This is a genomic window from Rhodococcus sp. NPDC127527, from assembly GCF_042672245.1.
Classification (GTDB): Bacteria; Actinomycetota; Actinomycetes; order Mycobacteriales; family Mycobacteriaceae; genus Rhodococcus_G.
This window is the reverse complement of the sequence record NZ_JBHXVP010000001.1, coordinates 109560-129827: the sequence shown is the minus strand read 5'-3', so window position 1 is coordinate 129827 and position 20268 is coordinate 109560. Positions and strand designations below refer to the sequence as shown.

The 20268-nt window shown below is 69.4% G+C and carries 19 protein-coding genes; 13 read left to right on the top strand and 6 right to left on the bottom strand.

Annotation, left to right across the window (positions count from 1 at the left end):
• Positions 1–64 precede the first annotated feature (64 nt).
• Together ACFVH2_RS00605 and ACFVH2_RS00600 are read right to left on the bottom strand one after the other, a co-directional pair.
• Complete coding sequence (locus tag ACFVH2_RS00605) at positions 65–892, bottom strand: class I SAM-dependent methyltransferase (RefSeq protein WP_378425933.1); 828 nt, start codon at positions 890–892, stop codon at positions 65–67.
• Between the two features lie 21 nt (positions 893–913).
• Positions 914–1171, bottom strand: coding sequence for a hypothetical protein (locus ACFVH2_RS00600; protein WP_378425931.1), 258 nt, complete (start codon positions 1169–1171; stop codon positions 914–916).
• Between the two features lie 555 nt (positions 1172–1726).
• Between ACFVH2_RS00600 and ACFVH2_RS00595 the strand changes: the two genes are divergently transcribed.
• The 6 genes from ACFVH2_RS00595 to ACFVH2_RS00570 all read left to right on the top strand — a co-directional run bounded on the left by ACFVH2_RS00595 (position 1727) and on the right by ACFVH2_RS00570 (position 8967).
• On the top strand, positions 1727–2800 hold the full coding sequence (locus ACFVH2_RS00595; RefSeq protein WP_378425929.1) for an ABC transporter ATP-binding protein: 1074 nt from the start codon (positions 1727–1729) through the stop codon (positions 2798–2800).
• A 131-nt stretch (positions 2801–2931) separates the two neighbouring features.
• Positions 2932–4215, top strand: coding sequence for an ABC transporter substrate-binding protein (locus ACFVH2_RS00590; protein ID WP_378425927.1), 1284 nt, complete (start codon positions 2932–2934; stop codon positions 4213–4215).
• Positions 4216–4274: 59 nt separating this feature from the next.
• The gene (locus ACFVH2_RS00585; RefSeq protein WP_378425925.1) at positions 4275–5339 is read left to right on the top strand and encodes a carbohydrate ABC transporter permease; all 1065 of its coding nucleotides are present in this window, start codon (positions 4275–4277) and stop codon (positions 5337–5339) included.
• Complete coding sequence (locus tag ACFVH2_RS00580) at positions 5339–6364, top strand: carbohydrate ABC transporter permease (RefSeq protein ID WP_378425923.1); 1026 nt, start codon at positions 5339–5341, stop codon at positions 6362–6364. Before ACFVH2_RS00585 ends, ACFVH2_RS00580 begins: the two co-directional genes overlap by 1 nt.
• Positions 6365–6377: 13 nt before the next feature.
• Positions 6378–6569, top strand: coding sequence for a hypothetical protein (locus tag ACFVH2_RS00575; protein WP_378425921.1), 192 nt, complete (start codon positions 6378–6380; stop codon positions 6567–6569).
• An 85-nt stretch (positions 6570–6654) separates the two neighbouring features.
• Positions 6655–8967, top strand: a complete 2313-nt coding sequence (locus ACFVH2_RS00570) for a transglycosylase domain-containing protein (protein WP_378425959.1) — start codon at positions 6655–6657, stop codon at positions 8965–8967.
• 3 nt (positions 8968–8970) lie between these two features.
• Here ACFVH2_RS00570 and ACFVH2_RS00565 read toward each other — a convergent pair whose 3' ends face one another.
• The 3 genes from ACFVH2_RS00565 to ACFVH2_RS00555 form a co-directional block, all read right to left on the bottom strand.
• Complete coding sequence (locus ACFVH2_RS00565; RefSeq protein ID WP_378425919.1) at positions 8971–9975, bottom strand: isopenicillin N synthase family dioxygenase; 1005 nt, start codon at positions 9973–9975, stop codon at positions 8971–8973.
• A gap of 141 nt (positions 9976–10116) precedes the next feature.
• On the bottom strand, positions 10117–11211 hold the full coding sequence (locus ACFVH2_RS00560; protein ID WP_378425917.1) for an inositol-3-phosphate synthase: 1095 nt from the start codon (positions 11209–11211) through the stop codon (positions 10117–10119).
• Positions 11204–11764 carry a PadR family transcriptional regulator gene (locus tag ACFVH2_RS00555; RefSeq protein ID WP_378425915.1) on the bottom strand — a complete coding sequence of 187 codons (561 nt, stop codon included), beginning with the start codon at positions 11762–11764 and terminating at the stop codon, positions 11204–11206. The genes ACFVH2_RS00560 and ACFVH2_RS00555 overlap by 8 nt, the downstream gene beginning before the upstream one ends.
• A gap of 344 nt (positions 11765–12108) precedes the next feature.
• Here ACFVH2_RS00555 and ACFVH2_RS00550 point away from each other — a divergent pair, with 344 nt between their 5' ends.
• From ACFVH2_RS00550 to ACFVH2_RS00540, 3 genes are all read left to right on the top strand, one after another.
• Complete coding sequence (locus ACFVH2_RS00550; RefSeq protein ID WP_378425913.1) at positions 12109–12525, top strand: DUF5318 domain-containing protein; 417 nt, start codon at positions 12109–12111, stop codon at positions 12523–12525.
• 242 nt (positions 12526–12767) lie between these two features.
• Positions 12768–15251 carry a transglycosylase domain-containing protein gene (locus ACFVH2_RS00545; protein ID WP_378425911.1) on the top strand — a complete coding sequence of 828 codons (2484 nt, stop codon included), beginning with the start codon at positions 12768–12770 and terminating at the stop codon, positions 15249–15251.
• Positions 15252–15284: 33 nt separating this feature from the next.
• Positions 15285–16913, top strand: coding sequence for a glycosyltransferase family 87 protein (locus ACFVH2_RS00540; RefSeq protein WP_378425909.1), 1629 nt, complete (start codon positions 15285–15287; stop codon positions 16911–16913).
• A 45-nt stretch (positions 16914–16958) separates the two neighbouring features.
• Here ACFVH2_RS00540 and ACFVH2_RS00535 read toward each other — a convergent pair whose 3' ends face one another.
• A complete protein-coding gene (locus ACFVH2_RS00535; RefSeq protein WP_378425907.1) occupies positions 16959–18335 on the bottom strand; it encodes a hypothetical protein in 1377 nt (458 codons plus the stop codon).
• A 188-nt stretch (positions 18336–18523) separates the two neighbouring features.
• Here ACFVH2_RS00535 and rpsF point away from each other — a divergent pair, with 188 nt between their 5' ends.
• From rpsF to rplI, 4 genes are all read left to right on the top strand, one after another.
• Positions 18524–18811, top strand: coding sequence for a 30S ribosomal protein S6 (rpsF, locus tag ACFVH2_RS00530; RefSeq protein WP_378425905.1), 288 nt, complete (start codon positions 18524–18526; stop codon positions 18809–18811).
• Between the two features lie 65 nt (positions 18812–18876).
• The gene (locus ACFVH2_RS00525) at positions 18877–19398 is read left to right on the top strand and encodes a single-stranded DNA-binding protein (protein WP_142094700.1); all 522 of its coding nucleotides are present in this window, start codon (positions 18877–18879) and stop codon (positions 19396–19398) included.
• 60 nt (positions 19399–19458) lie between these two features.
• Positions 19459–19701 (top strand): 30S ribosomal protein S18, encoded by a 243-nt coding sequence (rpsR, locus tag ACFVH2_RS00520; RefSeq protein ID WP_114720111.1) that lies wholly within the window; start codon positions 19459–19461, stop codon positions 19699–19701.
• Positions 19702–19714: 13 nt separating this feature from the next.
• Positions 19715–20170 (top strand): 50S ribosomal protein L9, encoded by a 456-nt coding sequence (rplI, locus tag ACFVH2_RS00515; RefSeq protein WP_378425902.1) that lies wholly within the window; start codon positions 19715–19717, stop codon positions 20168–20170.
• Positions 20171–20268 lie beyond the last annotated feature (98 nt).

Genomic DNA, 20268 nt, shown 5'->3' with positions numbered 1-20268 from the left:
AAGGCCGGATCCCACGGTAGTCCGTGAGGGGTCGACCCCGCAGTCCTCCGCGGGGGTCGGGAGATCAGTGCCCTCTGACCGCACAGAGTGTGTACGACGCGGGGAGCCGCTCGGGGTTCTCGGCGAGCCGCCACTCCCCGCGTTCGTCACACACCATCGCGTCGGGCAGGGCATTCCAGGGAACGCTGTCGTGCTCGGTGAGCGCGGTGATCTCCATGCCTGCCCTGAGAAGTGCGGTCACGATCTCGCCGAGGCCGTGGTTCCACTCGTGCGTTGTGCTGGCCTGGAGCCGGATCTCCGTCTCGACGTACGTCTCCTCGTCTGTCCACACCAGCGGTTCGACCTGCTCGAAGTAGGGGTACCGCAGGGCGAGCACATCCGAGCGGGCGTCGTCGAGCGCCCACAGCACGGGATGGGCCTCGCGCAGGAACAACCGGCCGCCCGGTCGGAGGAGCCCCGCAACCGTCTCGGCCCACCGCTCGATGCTCGGCAGCCAGCACAGCGCCCCGATTCCGGTGAACACCAGATCCTGCGACGCCGGACCGAGGATCGTCACGGCGTCGTATACGTCCGCCTCCACGAAATCGACCGGGTCCGCGGTGCGGGCGACCAGCTTGCGGGCCTCCGCCAGCGAGGCCCCGGAGAAGTCCAGCCCGGTCATCCGCGCTCCGAGCCGGGCCAGCGACACCGTGTCGGTGCCGATGTGGCACTGCAGATGCACTCCCGTCAGCCCCGAGATGTCGCCGAGCATCGGACGGTCGAACTCGACTACCGCGCTGACGAATTCGGGATCACTGACGAATCGCTCCACCGCGTAGTCCGACGAGACGGCGTGCGCGGGTGCGCGTTCGTCCCAGTTCGCCTTGTTGATCTCTCGGTACTTTTCGCCCACGAGCACACCCTAGGCGCCGCGTCAGACCTGCGTTTCACGCCGCGCGAGCCACGGCAGCCGGAGCAGTGGGAGCGGCCGGTGGGTGGTGACGATCCAGGCCTCGTATCCGTTGAGCGCGAGCAGGACCGCGAGCACCGACGCGGCGGTGGCGATGGCCGGCAGCAGCGGCGCTGCCACCGCGATCGCGCCGCACGCGACGGCTGCGCCGGACCGCTGCGCGGTGGCCGCCCCGAACATCCGCCACCGGGCGTAGCAGAACCCGAACAGGTACAGCGCCACGCCGGGGGCGAGGAGCAGTTCGGGGAACGAGTGCGGAACGGACAGGGGATAGGCGAGCAGCCTTCTTCAGGCCCACGGCGATCGCGACGATAGCGGTGACGTAGACGAGGTGGGCGGGCAGCACCCGCGGGGCGATCAGCTCGATCACCGCGGCCGCGGTCCACGCGACGATCCGCGCCGGCCCGTCGAGGAAGGCGCCGAGCAGGAACAGTGGCGCGGCCGACCTGATCTCCCCCACCCCGCTGCTCGTCGTGCACGGCACCACCGACGAGTTCTGCAGTCCCGAGGGCGCGCAGGCCGTGTACGGCAGGGCGGGCGAGCCGAAGAAGATCGTCTGGCTGCCCACCACGAACCACATCGATCCTCTACGACGTCCCGGAATTCGTGAACCCGGCCGTCGACGAGCTCACCGCCTTCTTCTCCACCCACCTCTGACACAGGGGTCCGGGTGGCTGATGCCTGGGACCCGGCCCGCTTTGCGATACTGGCCGCGCACCACCCTCAACTCGGATCGTCCGGCACGTTCCTGCCGGTGAAGGGATCGAACGAACACTCATGGCGACAGTCACCTACGACTCCACCACCTGCCTGTTCCCCGGCTCGGACACGCCCGCGGTGGACCAGCTCCAGCTGCACATCGAGGACGGCGAGTTCCTCGTTCTGGTCGGACCGTCCGGCTGCGGCAAGTCCACCTCGCTGCGGATGCTGGCCGGTCTCGAGGACGTGTACTCGGGCCGCATCCTGATCGGCGACCGGGACGTCACCGCGACCGAGCCGAAGGACCGCGACATCGCGATGGTGTTCCAGAACTACGCGCTGTACCCGCACATGTCGGTGGCCGAGAACATGGGCTTCGCGCTGAAGCTGGCGAAGACGCCGAAGGACGAGATCCGGGCCCGCGTCGAAGAGACCGCGAAGATGCTCGACCTCTCGCAGTACCTGGACCGGAAGCCGAAGGCGCTCTCGGGCGGTCAGCGGCAGCGTGTCGCGATGGGCCGGGCGATCGTTCGCAGCCCCCAGGTGTTCCTGATGGACGAGCCGCTGTCCAACCTCGACGCCAAACTGCGCGTCCAGACCCGGACCCAGATCGCGCAGCTGCAGCGCCGGCTCGGCACGACCACCGTCTACGTCACCCACGACCAGGTCGAGGCGATGACGATGGGCGACCGGGTCGCGGTGCTCAAGGACGGCATCCTGCAGCAGTGCGCCTCCCCGCGCGAGCTGTACTCGCGTCCCGCGAACGTGTTCGTGGCCGGGTTCATGGGTTCGCCGTCGATGAACCTGTTCACGGTGCCCGTGGTTGAGGGCGGGGTGCTGCTCGGCGACACCCTGATCCCGGTGTCCCGCGCCATCCTCGCCCGCACCGGCGGGCCGGAGGTAGTGCTCGGCATCCGACCCGAGCACCTCGAGCTCGCCGACCGGGGCATGGAGATGGAGGTCGACGTGGTCGAGGAGCTGGGCTCCGACGCCTACATCTACGGCCGCATGACGGTCGCGGGCGCTGCGCAGACCGTCACCGCCCGCGCGGACTGGCGCAACCCGCCACAGAAGGGCGACCGCGTTCACCTGCACGTCGACCCCGCGGAGGTGCATCTGTTCGCCGTCTCGGACGGACGACGGTTGGGGTGACCTGACCGATCCAGTGCGGGGGTAATGACCGGATTCGGTCCCGTCGCGTGCCACAGTAGGCGACGACATATGCCTCGGTCCGGTGGAGCTGGCGCACGACGAGGACCGGACATCTCTTCGAAAGGTGGACCATGCGTTCCTTCAACACGCGTTCACGCATTGCGGTGGCGGCCTCGGCCGTGGCGTTGCTCGCGCTCGCCGGGTGCTCGAGCAGCAGCAACGGCGGCGGCAGCGTCGACGAGGCGGTCGGCCAGAACCTGGACGGTCGCGGCGCCATCTCCTTCGCGATGGGCAAGAACGACACCGACAAGCTGCAGCCGGTGATCGAGAAGTGGAACGCCGCCCACCCGAACGAGCAGGTCACGCTCAAGGAGCTGCCCGGTGAGGCCGACGACCAGCGCAACAAGCTGGTCCAGTCGCTGCAGGCCGGCAACGACGACTACGACGTGATGGCGCTCGACGTGGTCTGGACCGCAGAGTTCGCCGCGAACGGCTGGCTGCAGCCGCTCGAGGGTTCGCTCGCGCTCGACACCGCCGGGCTGCTGCCCGCCACCGTCGCGACCGCGACCTACCGCGACAAGCTGTACGCCGGCCCGCAGAACACCAACGCCCAGCTGCTGTACTACCGCACCGACCTGGCCCCGGCCGCGCCCGCGAACTGGAAGGCCCTGACCGACAGCTGCCCGGTCGCCGCGGCCAAGGGCGTCCAGGACTGCCTGGTCACCCAGCTCAAGCAGTACGAGGGCCTCACCGCCAACACCACCCAGTTCATCAACTCCTGGGGTGGCTCGGTCGTCGGACCCGACGGCAAGACCCCCGAGGTCGAGTCCCCGCAGTCCAAGGCCGGGCTGCAGGCCATGGTCGACGCCTACACGGCCGGCCAGATCGCCAAGCGCTCCACCGGTTTCACCGAGGAGGAGACCAACCTCGCCTTCGTCGGCGGCCAGTCGATGTACGCCTACAACTGGCCGTACATGTACTCCAACGGCGAGAAGGACGGCTCCGCGGTGAAGGGCAAGTTCGCGGTCGCGCCGATCGTCGGACCGGCCGGACCGGGCGCGTCCACCCTCGGCGGCTACAACGACGGCATCAACGTCTTCTCCAAGAACAAGGCCACCGCGCGTGACTTCATCGCGTTCATCCAGAACCAGGAGAACCAGGTCTCGTTCGCGGACGCCTCGTTCCCGCCGGTCCTGAAGTCGGTGTACGACGATGCGGCGCTGGTCGCGAAGTACCCGTACCTGCCGGCCCTCAAGGCTGCCCTCGAGAACGCCAAGCCGCGTCCGGTCACCCCGTACTACAGCGCGGTGTCGAAGGCCATCCAGGACAACGCGACCGCCGCGCTGACCGGGAAGGCGACCGTCGACCAGGCGGTGGCCGACATGTCCGCGGCGATCACGCAGGCCGCCAAGTAACACCGGCCGGCCCGTTCGGTTCGGCAGCCCCATTCGAGACGAGGACCAGGTAGACAACGATGGCTGACTCTGCCGAGCCGAGGCCAGCCGACGAGGGTGTCGTCGCGGCCGGAGTGATCGACTCCGGCCGCGACGTCCTCGTCGAGGATCCCCCGACGCCGGACGGCCCGCCGCCGCCCAAGCCCAAGCGCGATTTCCGGGCTGTGTGGCTCATCGCCCCCACGATGGTGATCCTGGCGATCGTCATCGTCTACCCGGTGCTGCGTGCGGTGTACCTGTCGTTCCAGCGCGACAAGGGCGTCGACCCGGTCACCGGCCGCTTCGTCCAGGGCGGGTTCGCCGGGTTCGACCACTACCTGATGTGGCTGACCGGCAACTGCGGGTCCGGCGCGGGCACCTGCCCGCCCGGAACCCTCGGCTCGGACTTCTGGCCGGCCGTCGGCATCACCTTCTTCTTCGCGGTCGTCACCGTGTCCATCGAGGTGCTCCTCGGGCTGTGGATGGCGACCGTCATGAGCCGCAGCTTCGTCGGCCGCTCGTTCCTGCGCGCGAGCGTGCTGATTCCGTGGGCGATCCCGACCGCGGTCACCGCGAAGCTGTGGTTCTTCATCTTCGCCGAGAACGGCATCGCGAACCGGCTGCTCGGCACCGACATCGCCTGGACCACCGACCCGTGGGCGTCGCGGTTGGCGGTCATCGTCGCGGACGTGTGGAAGACGACGCCGTTCATGGCGTTGCTGATCCTCGCCGGCCTGCAGATGATCCCGCAGGACATCTACGAGGCAGCCCGCGTCGACGGCGCCAGCGCGTGGCAGCGCTTCAAGTCGATCACCCTGCCCTTGGTCAAGCCGGCGCTGATGGTCGCGGTGCTCTTCCGCACCCTCGACGTGCTGCGCATGTACGACCTGCCCGCGATCCTGGCGGGCACCAGCGGCGCCACCCCGACCACGACGGTGTCCATCCTGGCGGTCGCAGGCATCCGTCAGGACCAGATCCAGAGCGCGTCGGCCCTGTCGACGCTGATCTTCCTGATGATCTTCGCGGTGGCCTACATCATGGTGAAATTCCTCGGCGCCAACGCGGTGCGCACTCAGGACGAGCAGCGGAAGGGGGGCGATCACTGATGGGACGGCACCGCAAGCCCGACGAGATCGACGACGAGCACCTCGACACCGCCGCCGACATGCACCCCGAGGCCGCCCCGAGCGCGGTCGAGTACCGCCGCAACGACCAACTCGAGACGGTGGTGTTCCCGACCGTGTCGGTACTGGAGGAGACCGCTCCCCCGGAGTCGGCCCCGGCCCGGGCGCAGCGCCGCCGCAACGTCGGCCCGGCGATCCGCAACTACATCGGCGTCATCTTCATCCTGGTGTGGGGCCTGGCCCCGTTCTACTGGATGGTCGTGACGGCGTTCCGCAACGTCGACCACACCTTCGACACCACGCCGTGGCCGACGTACCTGACCCTCGACAACTTCCGCGCGGCGCTCTCGACCGACAAGGGCAACGACTTCCTCGGCGCGATCGTCAACAGCCTCATCATCGGCGCGGTCACCACCGCCGTCGGCCTGCTGCTCGGCGTGTTCACCGCGTACGCCTTGGCGCGCATCGACTTCCGGGGCAAGTTCGTGGTCACCGGCGTCATCCTCGGCGCCTCGATGTTCCCGACGATCGCGCTGGCGACTCCGTTGTTCCAGCTGTTCGGCAACCTCGGCTGGATCGGCCAGTACCAGGCGTTGATCATCCCGAACATCTCGTTCGTGCTGCCGCTGACCATCTACACGCTCACCTCGTTCCTGGCGGACCTGCCGTGGGAACTGGAGGAGGCCGCCCGGATCGACGGCGCCTCGCGGGGCCAGGCGTTCCGGCTGGTGATCATGCCGCTGGCCGCGCCGGCGCTGTTCACCACCGCGATCCTGGCGTTCATCGCGACCTGGAACGAGTACATGCTCGCCAGCCTGCTGTCGACCGAGCGGACCGAGCCGGTGACGGTGGCGATCGCGCGGTTCGCGGGCGCGAACTCGTGGGAGCAGCCGTACGCGGCGATCATGGCCGCGGGCACCATCGTGACCATCCCGCTCGTGATCATGGTGCTGCTGTTCCAGCGCCGGATCGTGTCGGGCCTGACCGCGGGTGGCGTCAAGTCGTGAGCGCGGACGGCCGGTGAACCGGGCCCGGCGGCGCCAGCAGCTCGAGATGCTGATCGGGCTGCTCGGCTTCTTCACCGCCGTGTCCTTCCTCGCCGCGGCGGCGGGGATCGTGCGCGGGAACCCGGGCCTGACCGCCTCGCTGGTCCTGCTCGGCTGCGTGGCGGCGCTCGCGCTGGCGATCCGGGCGTGGCGAAAGGTGCGCTGATCCTTCGGCGTTTCGGGCGGGGTTCCACGTCGGATCGTGTGTGAGGATGCGGGAGAGACATTTCTTCTTCTGATCGATCAGGAGACTGCATGTGAGCTCCCCTTCCGACGCGACCTCGGAATCATCCACGCCCCCGGACGAACCGGGCGGCGCTGGTGCGCTGTCGGGCGGGGAGCCGCCACCGTCGTCGGGGGGAGACCCGCCGTCGCCGCCGGGGGGTGGACCCGACGCGGGCGGGGCCCCACCCGGCGAGCCGCCGCGGCGCAGGCGGCGCAGGCTGCTGTGGACCGCGGTCGCGGTGGTGGCCCTGCTGGTCGTGGTACCGGCCGCGGTGTTCGCCGTCGGGTACTGGCGGGCACAGGTTCCCCGGCCGTCGGACATGCGGACCAACCAGGTCGCGACGATCTTCGCGTCCGACGGCTCGACGATCACCAGAGTCGTTCCGCCCGAGGGCAATCGGACCGAGGTGAAGCTCGAGGAGATCCCCCGGCACGTGCAGCAGGCGGTGCTCTCCGCGGAGGACCGCAACTTCTATTCGAATCCCGGCTTCTCGCTGTCCGGGTTCGCCCGCGCGGCGCGCGACAACCTGCTCGGCAAGGACAGCGCCGGCGGCGGTTCGACCATCACCCAGCAGTACGTGAAGAACACCCTGGTCGGCGCGGACCGCAACGTGGTGCGCAAGATGCGCGAGCTGGTGATCTCGTCGAAGATGGCGAGGCAGTGGTCCAAGGACGACATCCTCGCCGCGTATCTCAACACCATCTACTTCGGCCGCGGCGCGTACGGCATCGCCGCCGCCTCGAAGGCGTACTTCGGCAAACCGGTGGGTGAGCTGACGGTCGCCGAGGGGGCGGTACTGGCCTCGGTGATCCAGAGCCCCACCCTGCTCGACCCGGAGACGAACCGCTCCGCGGCCGAGGCGCGGTGGAACTACGTTCTCGACGGCATGGTGACGATGGGTGCCCTCAGCGCCTCCGACCGGGACGCGGCGACCTTCCCCGCGGTGGTGCCGTTGGCCCAGCTCGTGGACGTCAATGCCGCGCACGGTCCGGAGGGCCTGATCCGCACCCAGGTGCTCAAGGAGCTGGCCGCCTCGGGCATCAGCGAGCAGGAACTGAACACCGAGGGACTGCAGATCACCACCACGATCGACGCGACGGCCCAGCAGGCGGCGCTGGACGGGGTCCGGACCACCCTCGACGGCGAACCGCCCGACCTGCGCACCGCGGTGGTGTCGATCGATCCCCACACCGGCGGCGTCCGGGCCTACTACGGCGGCGCGGACGGAGCCGGCTTCGACTACGCGCAGGCGCCGTTGCAGACCGGCTCGTCGTTCAAGGTGTTCGGGTTGGCCGCGCTGCTCGCGGACGGGCAGGGCCTGCAGACGATGTTCAACAGCGCCCCGCTGACGGTGGGGAACGTGACCATCACCAACGTCGAGGGCGAGTCCTGCGGCACCTGCACCATCGCCGAGGCGCTCAAACGGTCGCTGAACACCAGCTTCTACCGAATGACGAGATCGCTCGAGAACGGCCCGCAGAAGATCGCGGACATCGCGCACAAGGCCGGCATCCCGCTGCAGATCCCGGGCGTGGCGGGCGAGAGCCTGAGCCAGGACGGCGGCCCGCCCGAGGACGGAATCGTGTTGGGCCAGTACCAGACCCGGGTCATCGACATGGCCTCCGCGTACGCCACGCTCGCCGCGTCGGGGGTGTACCGGGCGCCGCACTTCGTGCAACGCGTGGTCACCGCGGACGGCCGGGTGCTGTTGGACCGGGCGCCGGACCCCGGTGAGCAGCGGATCGATCCCGCGGTCGCGGACAACGTCACGCAGGCGATGATGCCGATCGCGGCGTACTCGCGCGGACACGCATTGGCCGGTGGCCGTCCGTCCGCGGCGAAGACCGGTACCGCGCAGCTCGGTGACACCGGTGCGAACAAGGACGCCTGGATGGTGGGGTACACCCCGTCGCTGTCCACCGCCGTGTGGGTGGGCACCGAGCAGTCGCAGCCGCTGGTGAACAGTTGGGGCGGACCGGTTTACGGGTCGGGCCTGCCGTCGGACATCTGGAAGGAGACGATGGACGGCGCGCTCGAGGGCACCGACTGGGAGTCGTTCCCGTGGCCCAAGCCGATCGGTGGTCAGGCGGGGGTTCCGACGTACTCCGGCGGCAGCACCGGCGTGTCCGCCTCGGCCGCGGGCGGCGGCAGCGGAACCGGAGCCGGAGCCGGAGCCGGCACGGGTGCGCCGGTGGCCCCGGCGGCGCCCGCAGCGCCGCCGGAGTCCCCCGTCGCGCCGGCCCCGGTGGCCCCGGTCGTGCCGGTGCTCCCGCCGCCGCCCCCGCCGCGCAGCGTGGAAATCCTTCCGGGCGTGGTTATCCCACTTCCGGGCGGGTAAGCGTCAGCACCCGGCGACCAGGTCCGGATGGTGGATCGCGGCGACGTCGGGATGTGCGCGCAGCCGGCTCTTCAGGGCGTTCGCGCCGTAGGTGTCGTGGATGGGGTTGTCGGCGTCGACGGTCACCCCGCGGGCCCGCGCGGCCAGGTCGGGCGGCAGCGTGAGCTGTGGAATCTTCTCGGACAGAGCGGGATTGAAGAAGAACGGTACCGAGATCCGATCGGTCCCGTCGGCCGGCGAGGTCACCCGGTGCACGGTCGCCTTGAGATACCCCGCGGTGGCGACCTCGAGCAGCTCGCCGATGTTGACGATCAGCGCGCCCTCGACCGGAGGTGCGTCGATCCACTCCCCGTCGTGCTCGACCTGCAACCCGCCCTTGCCGGGCTCGACGAACAGCAGCGTCAGCACGCCCGCGTCCTTGTGTCCCCCGACCCCCTGCCCGCCGGCGCCGCGGCCGGGATAGCGGACGACCTTGATCAGCGTCGCCGGGTCGTTCGCGAACGCGGCGTCGAAGACCCCCTCGTCCTGGCCGAGGGAGAGTGCCCACTGCCTGAGCAGTCGCAGCCCGACCGCGTCGAGGGTCTCGTTCCACTCGGTGAGCACGGCGCGCAGTTCCGGCAGCGACCCCGGCCACAGGTTGGGGCCCTCGAGGATCCCCCAGGGGGCGGCGGGGTCGACGTGCTCGAGCGCGGGGCGTTCGGGGCCGACGTCGATCTGTTCGCGCCAGTCCTGTCTGCCCTCGGTCAGTTCGCCGCCGAGGCGGGTGTAGCCGCGGAAGTGCGGGCTCGCCAGGTTCTCGATGGCCAGCTTCTCGTCCTCGGGCAGCGCGAAGAACCGGTGTGCGACGTCGAGCAGCCGCGCCTGCAGGGCCTCCTCGATGCCGTGGCCGACGAGGTAGAAGAAGCCGAAGTCGTGGGTGACTTCGCGCAGCGCCCGGCGGAATTCTTCGGCCGTATCGGGATCTTCGGCGAGCGCGAGGTCGAGCACGGGGAGCGAGGGTGTGGGCATGGCGGTCCTCGGGGCGGTGGTGGCTACCCACTGGAACACGCCATCGGGCACCGGGATTCCGCGGTCGCCGGAAACGACGCGGGGGCCGGACACCTCGAAAGGTGTCCGGCCCCCGCCGGGCGTCGCTGCGACGCGTGCGAGCTACGCCTCGATGATGAACGCTTCGAGCTCGGCGCGCGCCTTGTCGTCCGCCATCTGGACCGGCGGGGACTTCATCAGGTACGCCGACGCCGGGTACACCGGTCCGCCGATGCCGCGGTCCAGTGCGATCTTCGCGGCGCGGACGGCGTCGATGATGATGCCGGCCGAGTTCGGGGAGTCCCAGACCTCGAGCTTGTACTCCAGGTTCAGCGGGGCGTCGCCGAACGCGCGACCCTCGAGGCGCACGTACGCCCACTTGCGGTCGTCGAGCCACTCCACGTAGTCCGAGGGACCGATGTGGACGTTGCGGTCGTGCACCTTGCCGGCCAGCGGGCCGTTGAGGTTGGAGGTGACGGCCTGCGTCTTGGACACCTTCTTGGACTCCAGGCGCTCGCGCTCGAGCATGTTCTTGAAGTCCATGTTGCCGCCGACGTTGAGCTGGTAGGTGCGGTCCAGCACGACACCGCGGTCCTCGAACAGCTTCGCCATCACGCGGTGGGTGATGGTCGCGCCGACCTGGCTCTTGATGTCGTCGCCGACGATCGGGATGCCGGCGTCCTTGAACTTCGCGGCCCACTCCGGGTCGGAGGCGATGAAGACGGGCAGCGCGTTGACGAAGGCGACACCGGCGTCGATCGCGCACTGCGCGTAGAACTTGTCGGCCTCCTCGGAGCCCACCGGCAGGTAGGAGACCAGGACGTCGACCTTCGCGGCCTTGAGGGCGGCGACCACGTCGACGGGCTCGGCGTCGGAGACCTCGATGGTCTGCGCGTAGTACTTGCCGATGCCGTCGAGGGTGGGGCCACGCAGGACGGGGACGTCGAGCGGCGGCACGTCGGTGATCTTGATGGTGTTGTTCTCGCTGGCGAGGATCGCCTCGGAGAGGTCGAACCCGACCTTCTTGGCATCCACGTCGAACGCGGCGACGAACTGCACGTCGCGGACGTGGTACTGCCCGAACTTCACGTGCATGAGGCCGGGAACGGTGGAGTTCTCGTCCGCATCCTTGTAGTACTGGACGCCCTGGACCAGGGACGAGGCACAGTTCCCCACGCCCACAATGGCCACGCGCACCGCGGTGCTGTTCTCACCCATGGTCGGGTTCTCCTTCTTTCTTGGGTAATGCTGTTGGTGTTTGCTCGGCGGCGATCAGTTCGTTGAGCCACCGCACTTCACGCTCGCTCGACTCGAGGCCGAGTTGGTGGAGCTGGCGGGTGTAGCGGTCCAGTGAGCCACTGGCCCGCCCGATCGCGTCGCGGAGCCCCTCCCGACGCTCCTCGACCTGACGTCGCCTGCCCTCGAGAATTCGCATCCGCGCCTCGGCGGGGGTGCGGCTGAAGAAGGCGAGGTGGACGCCGAAACCGTCGTCCGTGTAGTTCTGCGGACCGGTGTCGGCAACCAGTTCGGCGAACCGCTGCCGACCCGCGGGGGTCAGTTCGTACACGCGGCGGGCGCGTCGCTTGACGGTGCCCGCCGGACCGGTGTCCTCGGCGATCAGCCCGTCGGCCTGCATCCTGCGCAGCGTCGGGTAGAGCGATCCGTAGGAGAAGGCGCGAAACGCGCCCAACAGGCCGGTCAGCCGCTTGCGCAGCTCGTATCCGTGCATGGGCGACTCGAGGAGCAGCCCGAGGATTGCCAGTTCGAGCATCGCGTCCACCTCCCGAGTCGTCGGTACCTAACTACTTGATGCGATGCAAAACTATATCGCACCGATATATTCGGCGACAGGTCATGCGAGTGTTGAGCGTGACACGAAGTCACGGACAGGGAGCCTCGGCTCGAGTCGTCGGCGGCACCGAGTCGAGGCCTCGCGCGCCGGTTCGGGGCGAGTTCCGGGTCCCCAGGTCGCGATCACAGGAGTCGAGCGGGCTCCACCGTTGTGGGCATGGTCACGCTCCCGCTCGGCAAACCCGCAGGTTCGGGTACGGCGTGTCGGGGTGGAAGGTCCGTCCGACCCGAGACTGCTCGCGTTTGCCCACGTACTCTGGTCACGTGCGATTGCAGCGGCAGGTGGTGGACTACGCGCTTCAGCGGCGATCCCTGCTGGCCGAGGTGTTCTCGGGACGGACGGGCGTCACGCAGGTGTGCGATGCCGGTCCGTACCTGCTGCGCGCCGCGAAGTTCCACGGCAGGCCGTCCGAGGTGACCTGCCCGATATGCAGGAAGGAACAGCTCACCCTCGTCTCGTGGGTGTTCGGCGACAAGCTCGGGGCGATCTCGGGCTCGGCGCGGACCTCCGAGGAACTGGTCCGGCTCGCGACCACCCAGGAGGAGTTCTCGGTGCACGTCGTCGAGGTCTGCCGGACCTGCAGTTGGAACCACTTGGTGCAGTCGTACGTGCTCGGATCGATTCCGGCCCCGAAGCCGGCCCGAACGCGCTCCCCGAGCAGACGCACCGCGAGCGAGTGAGCACGACCGACAGCCTCGAGCCTGCCTGAACCAAGTGGCACAGCCGTGTCTACGCGAACACTGGAGATTCGTACGTGAGTTCCCCTTACAACAACCAGCCGGGCGGACGACCCACAGGACAACCCCGGCCGAGCGGTCCGCCGCCGTCCGGACGTCCCGGCGGGTACCCGCAGCAGCCCGGTCGGCCCGTAGGGGGGCAGCCGCCCCGACCGCAGGGACCGCCGCCCGGCGCCCGGCCGGGGATGCCGCCGCAGGGTCCCAGGCCCGGAGCGGGCGGGCCGCCACCCGGCCAGTACGGACAGCCGCCGCGCCCACCGCAGGGCGGGCAGCCGCCCCGGCCGGCACAGGGTGGGCAGCCGCCCCGGCCGCCGCAGGGTGGGCAGCCGCCCCGGCCGCCGCAGGGTGGCGCACAGGCACCCCGTCAGACGCAGGGCGGCAGCCGTGGCCCGGGTGGTCCCGGCGGCCGACCGCCCGCCGGCCCGCCCCCGTCCGCGCCCCGATCGGGCGGATCGTCCGGTGGGCAGCCGCCCAAGCGTCCGAAGAAGACCAAGTCGAGCAGGTGGAAGATCGTGCGCCGGACCCTGTACAGCCTCGTGGCGCTCGGCCTGGTGCTCCCACTGCTGGCGTTCATGGTCGCCTACGTCGCGGAGGACGTGCCGAAGCCCGGTGACATGAAGACGAACCAGGTCGCGACGATCTTCGCGAGCGACGGCAGCAGTGTGCTCAGCACGATCGTGCCGCCGGAGGGCAACCGCACCGACGTGACGGTCGACCAGATCCCGCTGCACGTGCGCAACGCGGTGCTCTCGGCCGAGGACCGCGACTTCTACACCAACCCCGGCTTCTCGGTGTCCGGCTTCGCCCGCGCCGCGCGCGACCAGGTGCTCGGCAAGGACAGCGCGGGCGGTGGCTCGACCATCACCCAGCAGTACGTGAAGAACGCGATGGTCGGTAACGAGCACTCGATCACCCGCAAGATGCGCGAGCTGGTGATCTCCTCGAAGATGGCGCGGCAGTGGTCCAAGGACGACATCCTCGCCGCGTACCTCAACACGATTCCCTTCGGTCGCGGCGTGTTCGGCATCTCGGCGGCGTCGAAGGCCTACTTCGACAAGCCGGTCGAGCAGCTGTCGGTGGCCGAGGGCGCGGTCCTCGCGGCCACCATCCAGCAGCCGTACGGCCTCGACCCGTCCACCAACCCGACCGGTGCCGAGTCGCGCTGGAACTACGTCCTCGACGGCATGGTCAGTGCCAAGACGCTCAATGCGAACGAGCGTGCGGCGCAGAAGTATCCGCACGTCGTGCCGCTCTCGGAGGTCGACAACGGCAGCAAGGGCAGCGGCACCAACGGCCTCATCCGGGCGCAGGTGGTCAAGGAGCTCGAGGCCAACGGCATCAAGGAGCAGGTGCTCAACACCGAGGGCTTGCAGATCACCACGACGATCGACCCGCAGGCGCAGCAGGCGGCGGTCGACGCGGTGGCCAAGAACATGGAGGGCGAGAAGCCCGAGCTGCGGACCGCGGTGGTCTCCGTCGACCCGAAGACCGGTGGCGTCAAGGCCTACTACGGCGGAACCGACGGTGCCGGATACGACTTCGCTCAGGCCGGCCTGCAGACGGGTTCGTCGTTCAAGGTGTTCGGCCTGGCGACGGCTCTCGACGAGGGCATCCCGCTGTCGAAGATGTACGACAGCGGTCCGCTGACCCTCGGAGGCGTCACCATCACCAACGCGGAGGGCGAGTCCTGCGGCACGTGCACCATCGCCGAGGCGCTCAAGCGGTCGCTGAACACCAGCTTCTACCGGCAGATGCTCTCCATCGAGAACGGCCCGGACAAGATCGCGGCCATGGCGCACAAGGCCGGCATCCCCGAGCAGATCCCGAACGTCACCGGCACCAGCCTGCAGGAGCCGTCCGGTCATTCCGAGAACGGCATCGTGCTGGGCCAGTACCAGTCCCGGGTGATCGACATGGCCTCGGCCTACGCGACCCTTGCGGACTCGGGTGTCTACCGTGCGCCGCACTTCATTCAGAAGGTCGTCACCGGCGACGGAACCGTGCTGCTCGACCGCGGCGCCACCACCACACCCGGTGAGGCCAAGATCAAGCCCGCCGTCGCGGACAACGTCACCGCGGCGATGCAGCCGATCGCCGCGTACTCGCGTGGTCACGGACTGGCCGGCGGCCGCCCGTCCGCGGCGAAGACCGGTACCGCGCAGCTCGGCGACACCGGCCAGAACAAGGACGCCTGGATGGTGGGCTACACCCCGTCGCTCGCGACCGCGGTGTGGGTCGGCACCGAGCAGGGTGTGCCGCTGCAGAACAGCTGGGGCGGTCTGATGTACGGCTCCGGACTGCCGTCCGACATCTGGAAGGCGACGATGGACGGGGCGCTCAAGGGCTCCCCGGTCGAGAGCTTCCCGACCCCGGAGGCGATCGGCGGCCAGGCCGGCGTGCCGGCGTACACCGCGCCGTACACCCCGCCCAAGACCACCGCGCCGCCGACGACCACGAGCGGCTCACGGCTGACGATCCCGCCCGTGGAGGTCACGCAGAGCCCGGTCGAGATCCTGCCCGGCGTGACTATTCCGATCCCCGGGATCAAGCCGCTCACCACCACCCCGCCGGCGACGACCACCCAGGGACCGATACCCGGGCAGCCGTACGCGGGTCAGGACGACGGCGCCGTCTCGGTGCCCGGCAACAGGCAGGGTGCGCCACGCTGACGCCGCCGGGACCGGGTCGGTAACGTCGCCGGGGTGGCCGATGACGACGAGGACAGCACGCGGGACGACCCGCGCCCGGGTGAGCTGATCCTGGCGTCACCCGCCCCACTGGCGGCGGACCGCCGCTCGGACACCGAGCGGGATCTGCCCGGGCGAACGGATACGCTGACCGCCCAGCTCAGCGAGGTGGTCGGTGGTCCGGTCGGGCGCCGGGCCCTGATCGGCCGGACCCGGTTCTTCACGCCGCTGCGGGTGATCCTGCTGCTGGCCGTGGTGTTCCTGGGGCTCGGCTGGTCGACGAAGGCCGCCTGCATCCAGCAGGCACCGAACGGGCCCGGCGGCGTGCTCGGTCTCGACTGGAGCGGCAGCCGTCAGTACACCGCGCTGTGCTACTCGGACACGGTGCCGCTGTACGGCGCCGAGCGACTCGACGAGGGCGCCTTCCCCTACAAGAAGTCGTGGGAGGAGACCGCGCCGGACGGCACGGTGCAGCAGCGGTACATGGAGTACCCCGTGCTCGCCGGGCTGTACCAGTACGGTGCGATGACCGTCGCGAAGGCCTGGCACGGCGTCACCTGGCTGCCGGGGGCGTTGCAGGTGGTCCTCTACTTCAACGTGGTCGCGTTCGGGCTCGCGCTGGCCTGGCTGGTCACCGTGTGGTCCACCGCCGTGCTGGCGGGCAGACGGATCTGGGACGCCGCGCTCGTCGCCGCGTCGCCACTGGTGGTCGTGCACGCATTCACCAATTTCGATCCGCTGGCAACGGCTTTCGCGGGTGCGGGACTGCTGGCGTGGGCGCGGAAGCGGCCGGTCCTCGCCGGCGTGCTGCTCGGGTTGGGTGGCGCCACCAAGCTGTACCCGCTGCTGCTGCTGGGACCGCTGCTGGTGCTGTGCCTGCGCGCGGGTCGGATGCGGGACTGGTTCCGGCTCACCGCGGCCGCCGCCGCGGCCTGGCTGGCCGTGAATCTTCCGCTGGCGCTGGCGTTCCCGCCGGGTTGGCGCGAGTTCTTCCGGCTCAACTCCGTGCGCGGTGCGGACCCGGACTCGATCTACAACGTGATCAGCTCCTTCACCGGATGGCACGGGTTCGACGGACTGCTGGCGCACGGCGAGAGCCCGGTGGTCCTGAACACGGTGTCGCTGCTGCTGTTCGCGGCGGTGTGCGTGGGGATCGGGTACGTCGCGCTGACCGCGGCGCGGCGACCGCGGGTGGCCCAGTTGTGCTTCCTGCTGGTCGCCGGCTTCCTGTTGACCAACAAGGTGTGGAGCCCGCAGTACTCGCTGTGGCTGGTGCCGTTGGCGGTGCTGGCGCTGCCGCACCGGCGACTGTTGCTGGCATGGATGACGATCGACGCTCTCGTCTGGGTGCCACGGATGTACTACTACCTCGGTGTCGGCAACAAGGGCCTGCCCGAGCAGTGGTTCACCGCGACCGTCGTGGTGCGTGACCTCGCGGTCCTGGGGCTCTGCGCGCTGGTGATCCGGCAGATCTACCGGCCCGATCTGGACCTGGTGCGGGCGCGCGGGGTGGACGACCCGGTCGGCGGGGTCCTCGACGGCGCCGCCGACGCGCCACCGGGCTGGTTCCCGGGTTGGCTGCGGCCCGCCCACCGGCCGATCGCGTGGTCCGAGACGGCGGTCCCGGTCTCCCCACGCGGCTGAGCGCTGCGGCGGTGCAGGACGGCTGCTACCGAAACCGGTTCTCGCTCACGGTGTTCCGACCGGGGAGAGCCCGCTGGCCGGTGCGGGTGTGGGGGGCACCCGGTCGGGCGCCTGCTCCCACCGCGGCCGGGACCGCAGGAACACGAAGAACAGGACGACCAGCAGCGCGGCCCTCCCCCACACCCCGAACTGGACGACGAGTTCCCAGTTGCTCACGTTCGAGCCGGTGGACAGGGCGTGGAAGTACCGGAACACGCCGATCCCGATCGCCAGGTCGGCGACCAGGTACCCGGCGATCGCCGCGCGTGGCACCCGGACCAGCACCAGGAAGGGCAGCAGCCACAGGGTGTACTGCGGCGAATGCACCTTGTGCAGCAACATGAATCCGCACAGCATCGCGGCGCTGACCACGATCCACGGATAGCTGCCCTCGCGCCGGTACCGGGTGTAGCCGAGCCACAGGGCGAGCGCGAAGGAGGCGGCGATCAGGAGCGGGGACGCGATCGAGACGAACTGGGCGTACGCGCTGGTGGGTCCCTCGACCGAGCCGAACAGCGGCCGGATACCCCAGTACCAGACGGAATTGGTGGTGATGTCGGCCTCGCGGGCGCTCTGGAAGGCGAACGACGCCCGCCACCCGTCGTAGCCGAGGACGGCGAACGGGAGGTTGATCGCGACCGTGGTGGCCACGGCGGCGCCCGCCACGATCAGCGCCCCCCTGGGGTCGAAGCGCCCGGTGGCGCCGGGCGGTAGTTCGCGACCGTCGAGTCCCCCGGTGAACACGTACGCGAGCAGCGGGAGCAGGAAGATGCCGGGGTAGATCTTCAGGCACAGCCCGACTGCGAGCAGTACCGCGGCCCCGGCCGCGCGCACGCGCAGTGGTATCCGCTGGTAGTAGACGACCACGAAGGTCGCGGCGGTGGCGGCGGCGACCACCGGCAGTTCCCAGTTGTGGAAGCCGTAGAGCACGAGCGGCGGTCCGAGCGACCACAGCAGGGCGGGCGGTCCGGCCAGCCGGCCCAGCATCCAGGCGGTCACCAGGCCGAACGGCACCAGGATCAGGGCCGAGTGCAGCAGGAACTGGGCGTCGGTGTGGGCGCCGATCGCGCCGAGCCACATCAGCAGGCCGCTGAGCACCGGGTATTCGACCGTCCCGCCGGTCAGCTGCCCGGCGCTGTCGATCGCCCCGTGCAGGTACGGGAAGACGTGGTTGTCGATGTCGCGGCCGATCCACAGGTACTGGATGTCGGAGTAGCAGACGCTGCTGTCCTTGATCCGGTCGAAGATCAGGCTGCGCCCGAGCGCGTCGAACGGCGCGCCCGCGCAGCGGGCCTTGTTCAGGTACGCCAGCGCCAGCGTGAGACCGCAGACGAGGGTCGTCGCAACCACCACGGGTGTGCTCGCCCAACCCCTCGTCCGCATGGGTTCCAGCGTAGGGGCTGGGACTGGTCGCGGGGCGTCGCCGGGGTTCGGGCCGTCCTCGGGAAACGAGGCGATTTCGCAGGTCAGGGGCAGCTCGTGTAACCTGCAAAGGTTGCTGACGCAACGACCCTCCTGTCACGGATCGTCCGTGGCCGTTTTCACTAGTCCATAGGAGGTGATGAGGTCTTATGCGTCGTTACGAATTGATGATCATCCTGGACCCCAGCCTGGACGAGCGCACCGTCGCTCCCTCGCTGGATACGTTCCTCAACGTCGTTCGCCAGGACGGCGGCACCGTCGACAAGGTCGACGTCTGGGGTAAGCGTCGTCTCGCCTACGAGATCGCCAAGCACAGCGAAGGCATCTACGCGGTGATCGACATCAACGCGACCCCTGCCACCGTGAACGAGCTGGATCGCCAGCTCGGCCTGAACGAGTCGGTGCTGCGCACCAAGGTTCTGCGCCACGTCAAGTGATTTCTGTCTGTACCGGGCCTTAGGCTCGGCGCAACAGGATTCCACACACTGCAGGAGGAACCCACATGGCAGGCGACACCGTGATCACCGTCATCGGAAACTTGACGGCTGATCCCGAGCTTCGATTCACCCCGGCGGGGGCAGCGGTCGCGAACTTCACGGTCGCGTCCACGCCCCGCACCTTCGACCGGAATTCCAACGAATGGAAGGACGGCGAGGCGCTGTTCTTGCGCTGCAACATCTGGCGCGAGGCGGCGGAGAATGTGGCCGAGTCGCTGACTCGCGGTTCTCGGGTGATCGTCAGCGGACGGCTCAAGCAGCGGTCCTACGAGACTCGCGAAGGCGAGAAGCGCACTGTCGTGGAGCTCGAGGTCGACGAGATCGGCCCCTCGCTCAAGTACGCCACGGCCAAGGTCAACAAGGCCAACCGCGGTGGCGGTGGCGGTGGTGGGTTCGGTTCCTCGGGTGGTTCGGGCGGCGGACGCCCGGCTGCCAACGCCGGTGGCGGCGACGACCCGTGGGGCAGCGCCCCGCAGGCGGCCGGTTCCTTCGGCGGCGGTGGTGGAAACGACGAACCCCCGTTCTGATCCCAGCTCTCTGCGCCGGGATCGAGCGCGAACGAACATTGAGAAGTACGGAGAAGGACAATGCCGAAGCCGCCGCTGCGCGACAAGGTGATGAAGAAGAAGGTCTGCACCTTCTGCAAAGAGAAGAACACGCAGATCAACTACAAGGACACGACGCTGCTGCGTAAGTACGTCAGCGACCGCGGCAAGATCCGCGCGCGTCGTGTCACCGGCAACTGCGTCCAGCACCAGCGGGACGTGGCCGTTGCCGTGAAGAACTCGCGTGAGGTCGCTCTGCTTCCTTACGTCTCGACGGCTCGCTAAGGAAAGGGAAGACATGAAGCTGATCCTCACTGCAGACGTGGACAACCTCGGTGCGCCCGGCGACACCGTTGAGGTCAAGGACGGTTACGGCCGCAACTACCTGCTGCCCCGCGGTCTCGCGATCGTCGCCACCCGTGGCGCCGAGAAGCAGGTCGAGGGCATCCGCCGTGCCCAGGAGGCCCGCGCGGTGCGCGGCCTGGACCACGCCAAGGAGCTCAAGGCCGCGATCGAGGGCCTCGAGGGTGTGTCGCTGACGGTGAAGACCGCCGGTGACACGGGCAAGCTGTTCGGCTCGGTCACCGCGGCCGACGTCGCCGGTGCCGTCAAGGCCGCGGGTGGCCCCGTGGTCGACAAGCGCAGCCTCGAGCTGCCGAAGGCGCACATCAAGGCCACCGGCAAGCACCAGGTGATCGTGAACCTGCACCCCGACGTGGTTGCCAAGTTCCACCTGAACGTCGTCGCCGGCTAGTCCGACCGACTCGTTCACCGTCGGGGCCCCCCCCGCCCGGCGGGGGGGCCCCCGGCGGTGGGGGGGGGGGGGGGGTACGCGCCCCCGGGGTGTGCAGC

Excerpts from the sequence above, each read along its gene's own strand:
- ACFVH2_RS00595 (WP_378425929.1), top strand. The coding sequence starts at position 1,727 with ATGGCGACAGTCACCTACGACTCCACCACCTGCCTGTTCCCCGGCTCG.
- ACFVH2_RS00590 (WP_378425927.1), top strand. The coding sequence starts at position 2,932 with ATGCGTTCCTTCAACACGCGTTCACGCATTGCGGTGGCGGCCTCGGCC.
- ACFVH2_RS00585 (WP_378425925.1), top strand. The coding sequence starts at position 4,275 with ATGGCTGACTCTGCCGAGCCGAGGCCAGCCGACGAGGGTGTCGTCGCG.
- ACFVH2_RS00580 (WP_378425923.1), top strand. The coding sequence starts at position 5,339 with ATGGGACGGCACCGCAAGCCCGACGAGATCGACGACGAGCACCTCGAC.
- ACFVH2_RS00565 (WP_378425919.1), bottom strand. The coding sequence starts at position 9,975 with ATGCCCACACCCTCGCTCCCCGTGCTCGACCTCGCGCTCGCCGAAGAT.
- ACFVH2_RS00560 (WP_378425917.1), bottom strand. The coding sequence starts at position 11,211 with ATGGGTGAGAACAGCACCGCGGTGCGCGTGGCCATTGTGGGCGTGGGG.
- ACFVH2_RS00555 (WP_378425915.1), bottom strand. The coding sequence starts at position 11,764 with ATGCTCGAACTGGCAATCCTCGGGCTGCTCCTCGAGTCGCCCATGCAC.
- ACFVH2_RS00545 (WP_378425911.1), top strand. The coding sequence starts at position 12,768 with ATGCCGCCGCAGGGTCCCAGGCCCGGAGCGGGCGGGCCGCCACCCGGC.
- ACFVH2_RS00535 (WP_378425907.1), bottom strand. The coding sequence starts at position 18,335 with ATGCGGACGAGGGGTTGGGCGAGCACACCCGTGGTGGTTGCGACGACC.
- rpsF (WP_378425905.1), top strand. The coding sequence starts at position 18,524 with ATGCGTCGTTACGAATTGATGATCATCCTGGACCCCAGCCTGGACGAG.
- ACFVH2_RS00525 (WP_142094700.1), top strand. The coding sequence starts at position 18,877 with ATGGCAGGCGACACCGTGATCACCGTCATCGGAAACTTGACGGCTGAT.
- rpsR (WP_114720111.1), top strand. The coding sequence starts at position 19,459 with ATGCCGAAGCCGCCGCTGCGCGACAAGGTGATGAAGAAGAAGGTCTGC.
- rplI (WP_378425902.1), top strand. The coding sequence starts at position 19,715 with ATGAAGCTGATCCTCACTGCAGACGTGGACAACCTCGGTGCGCCCGGC.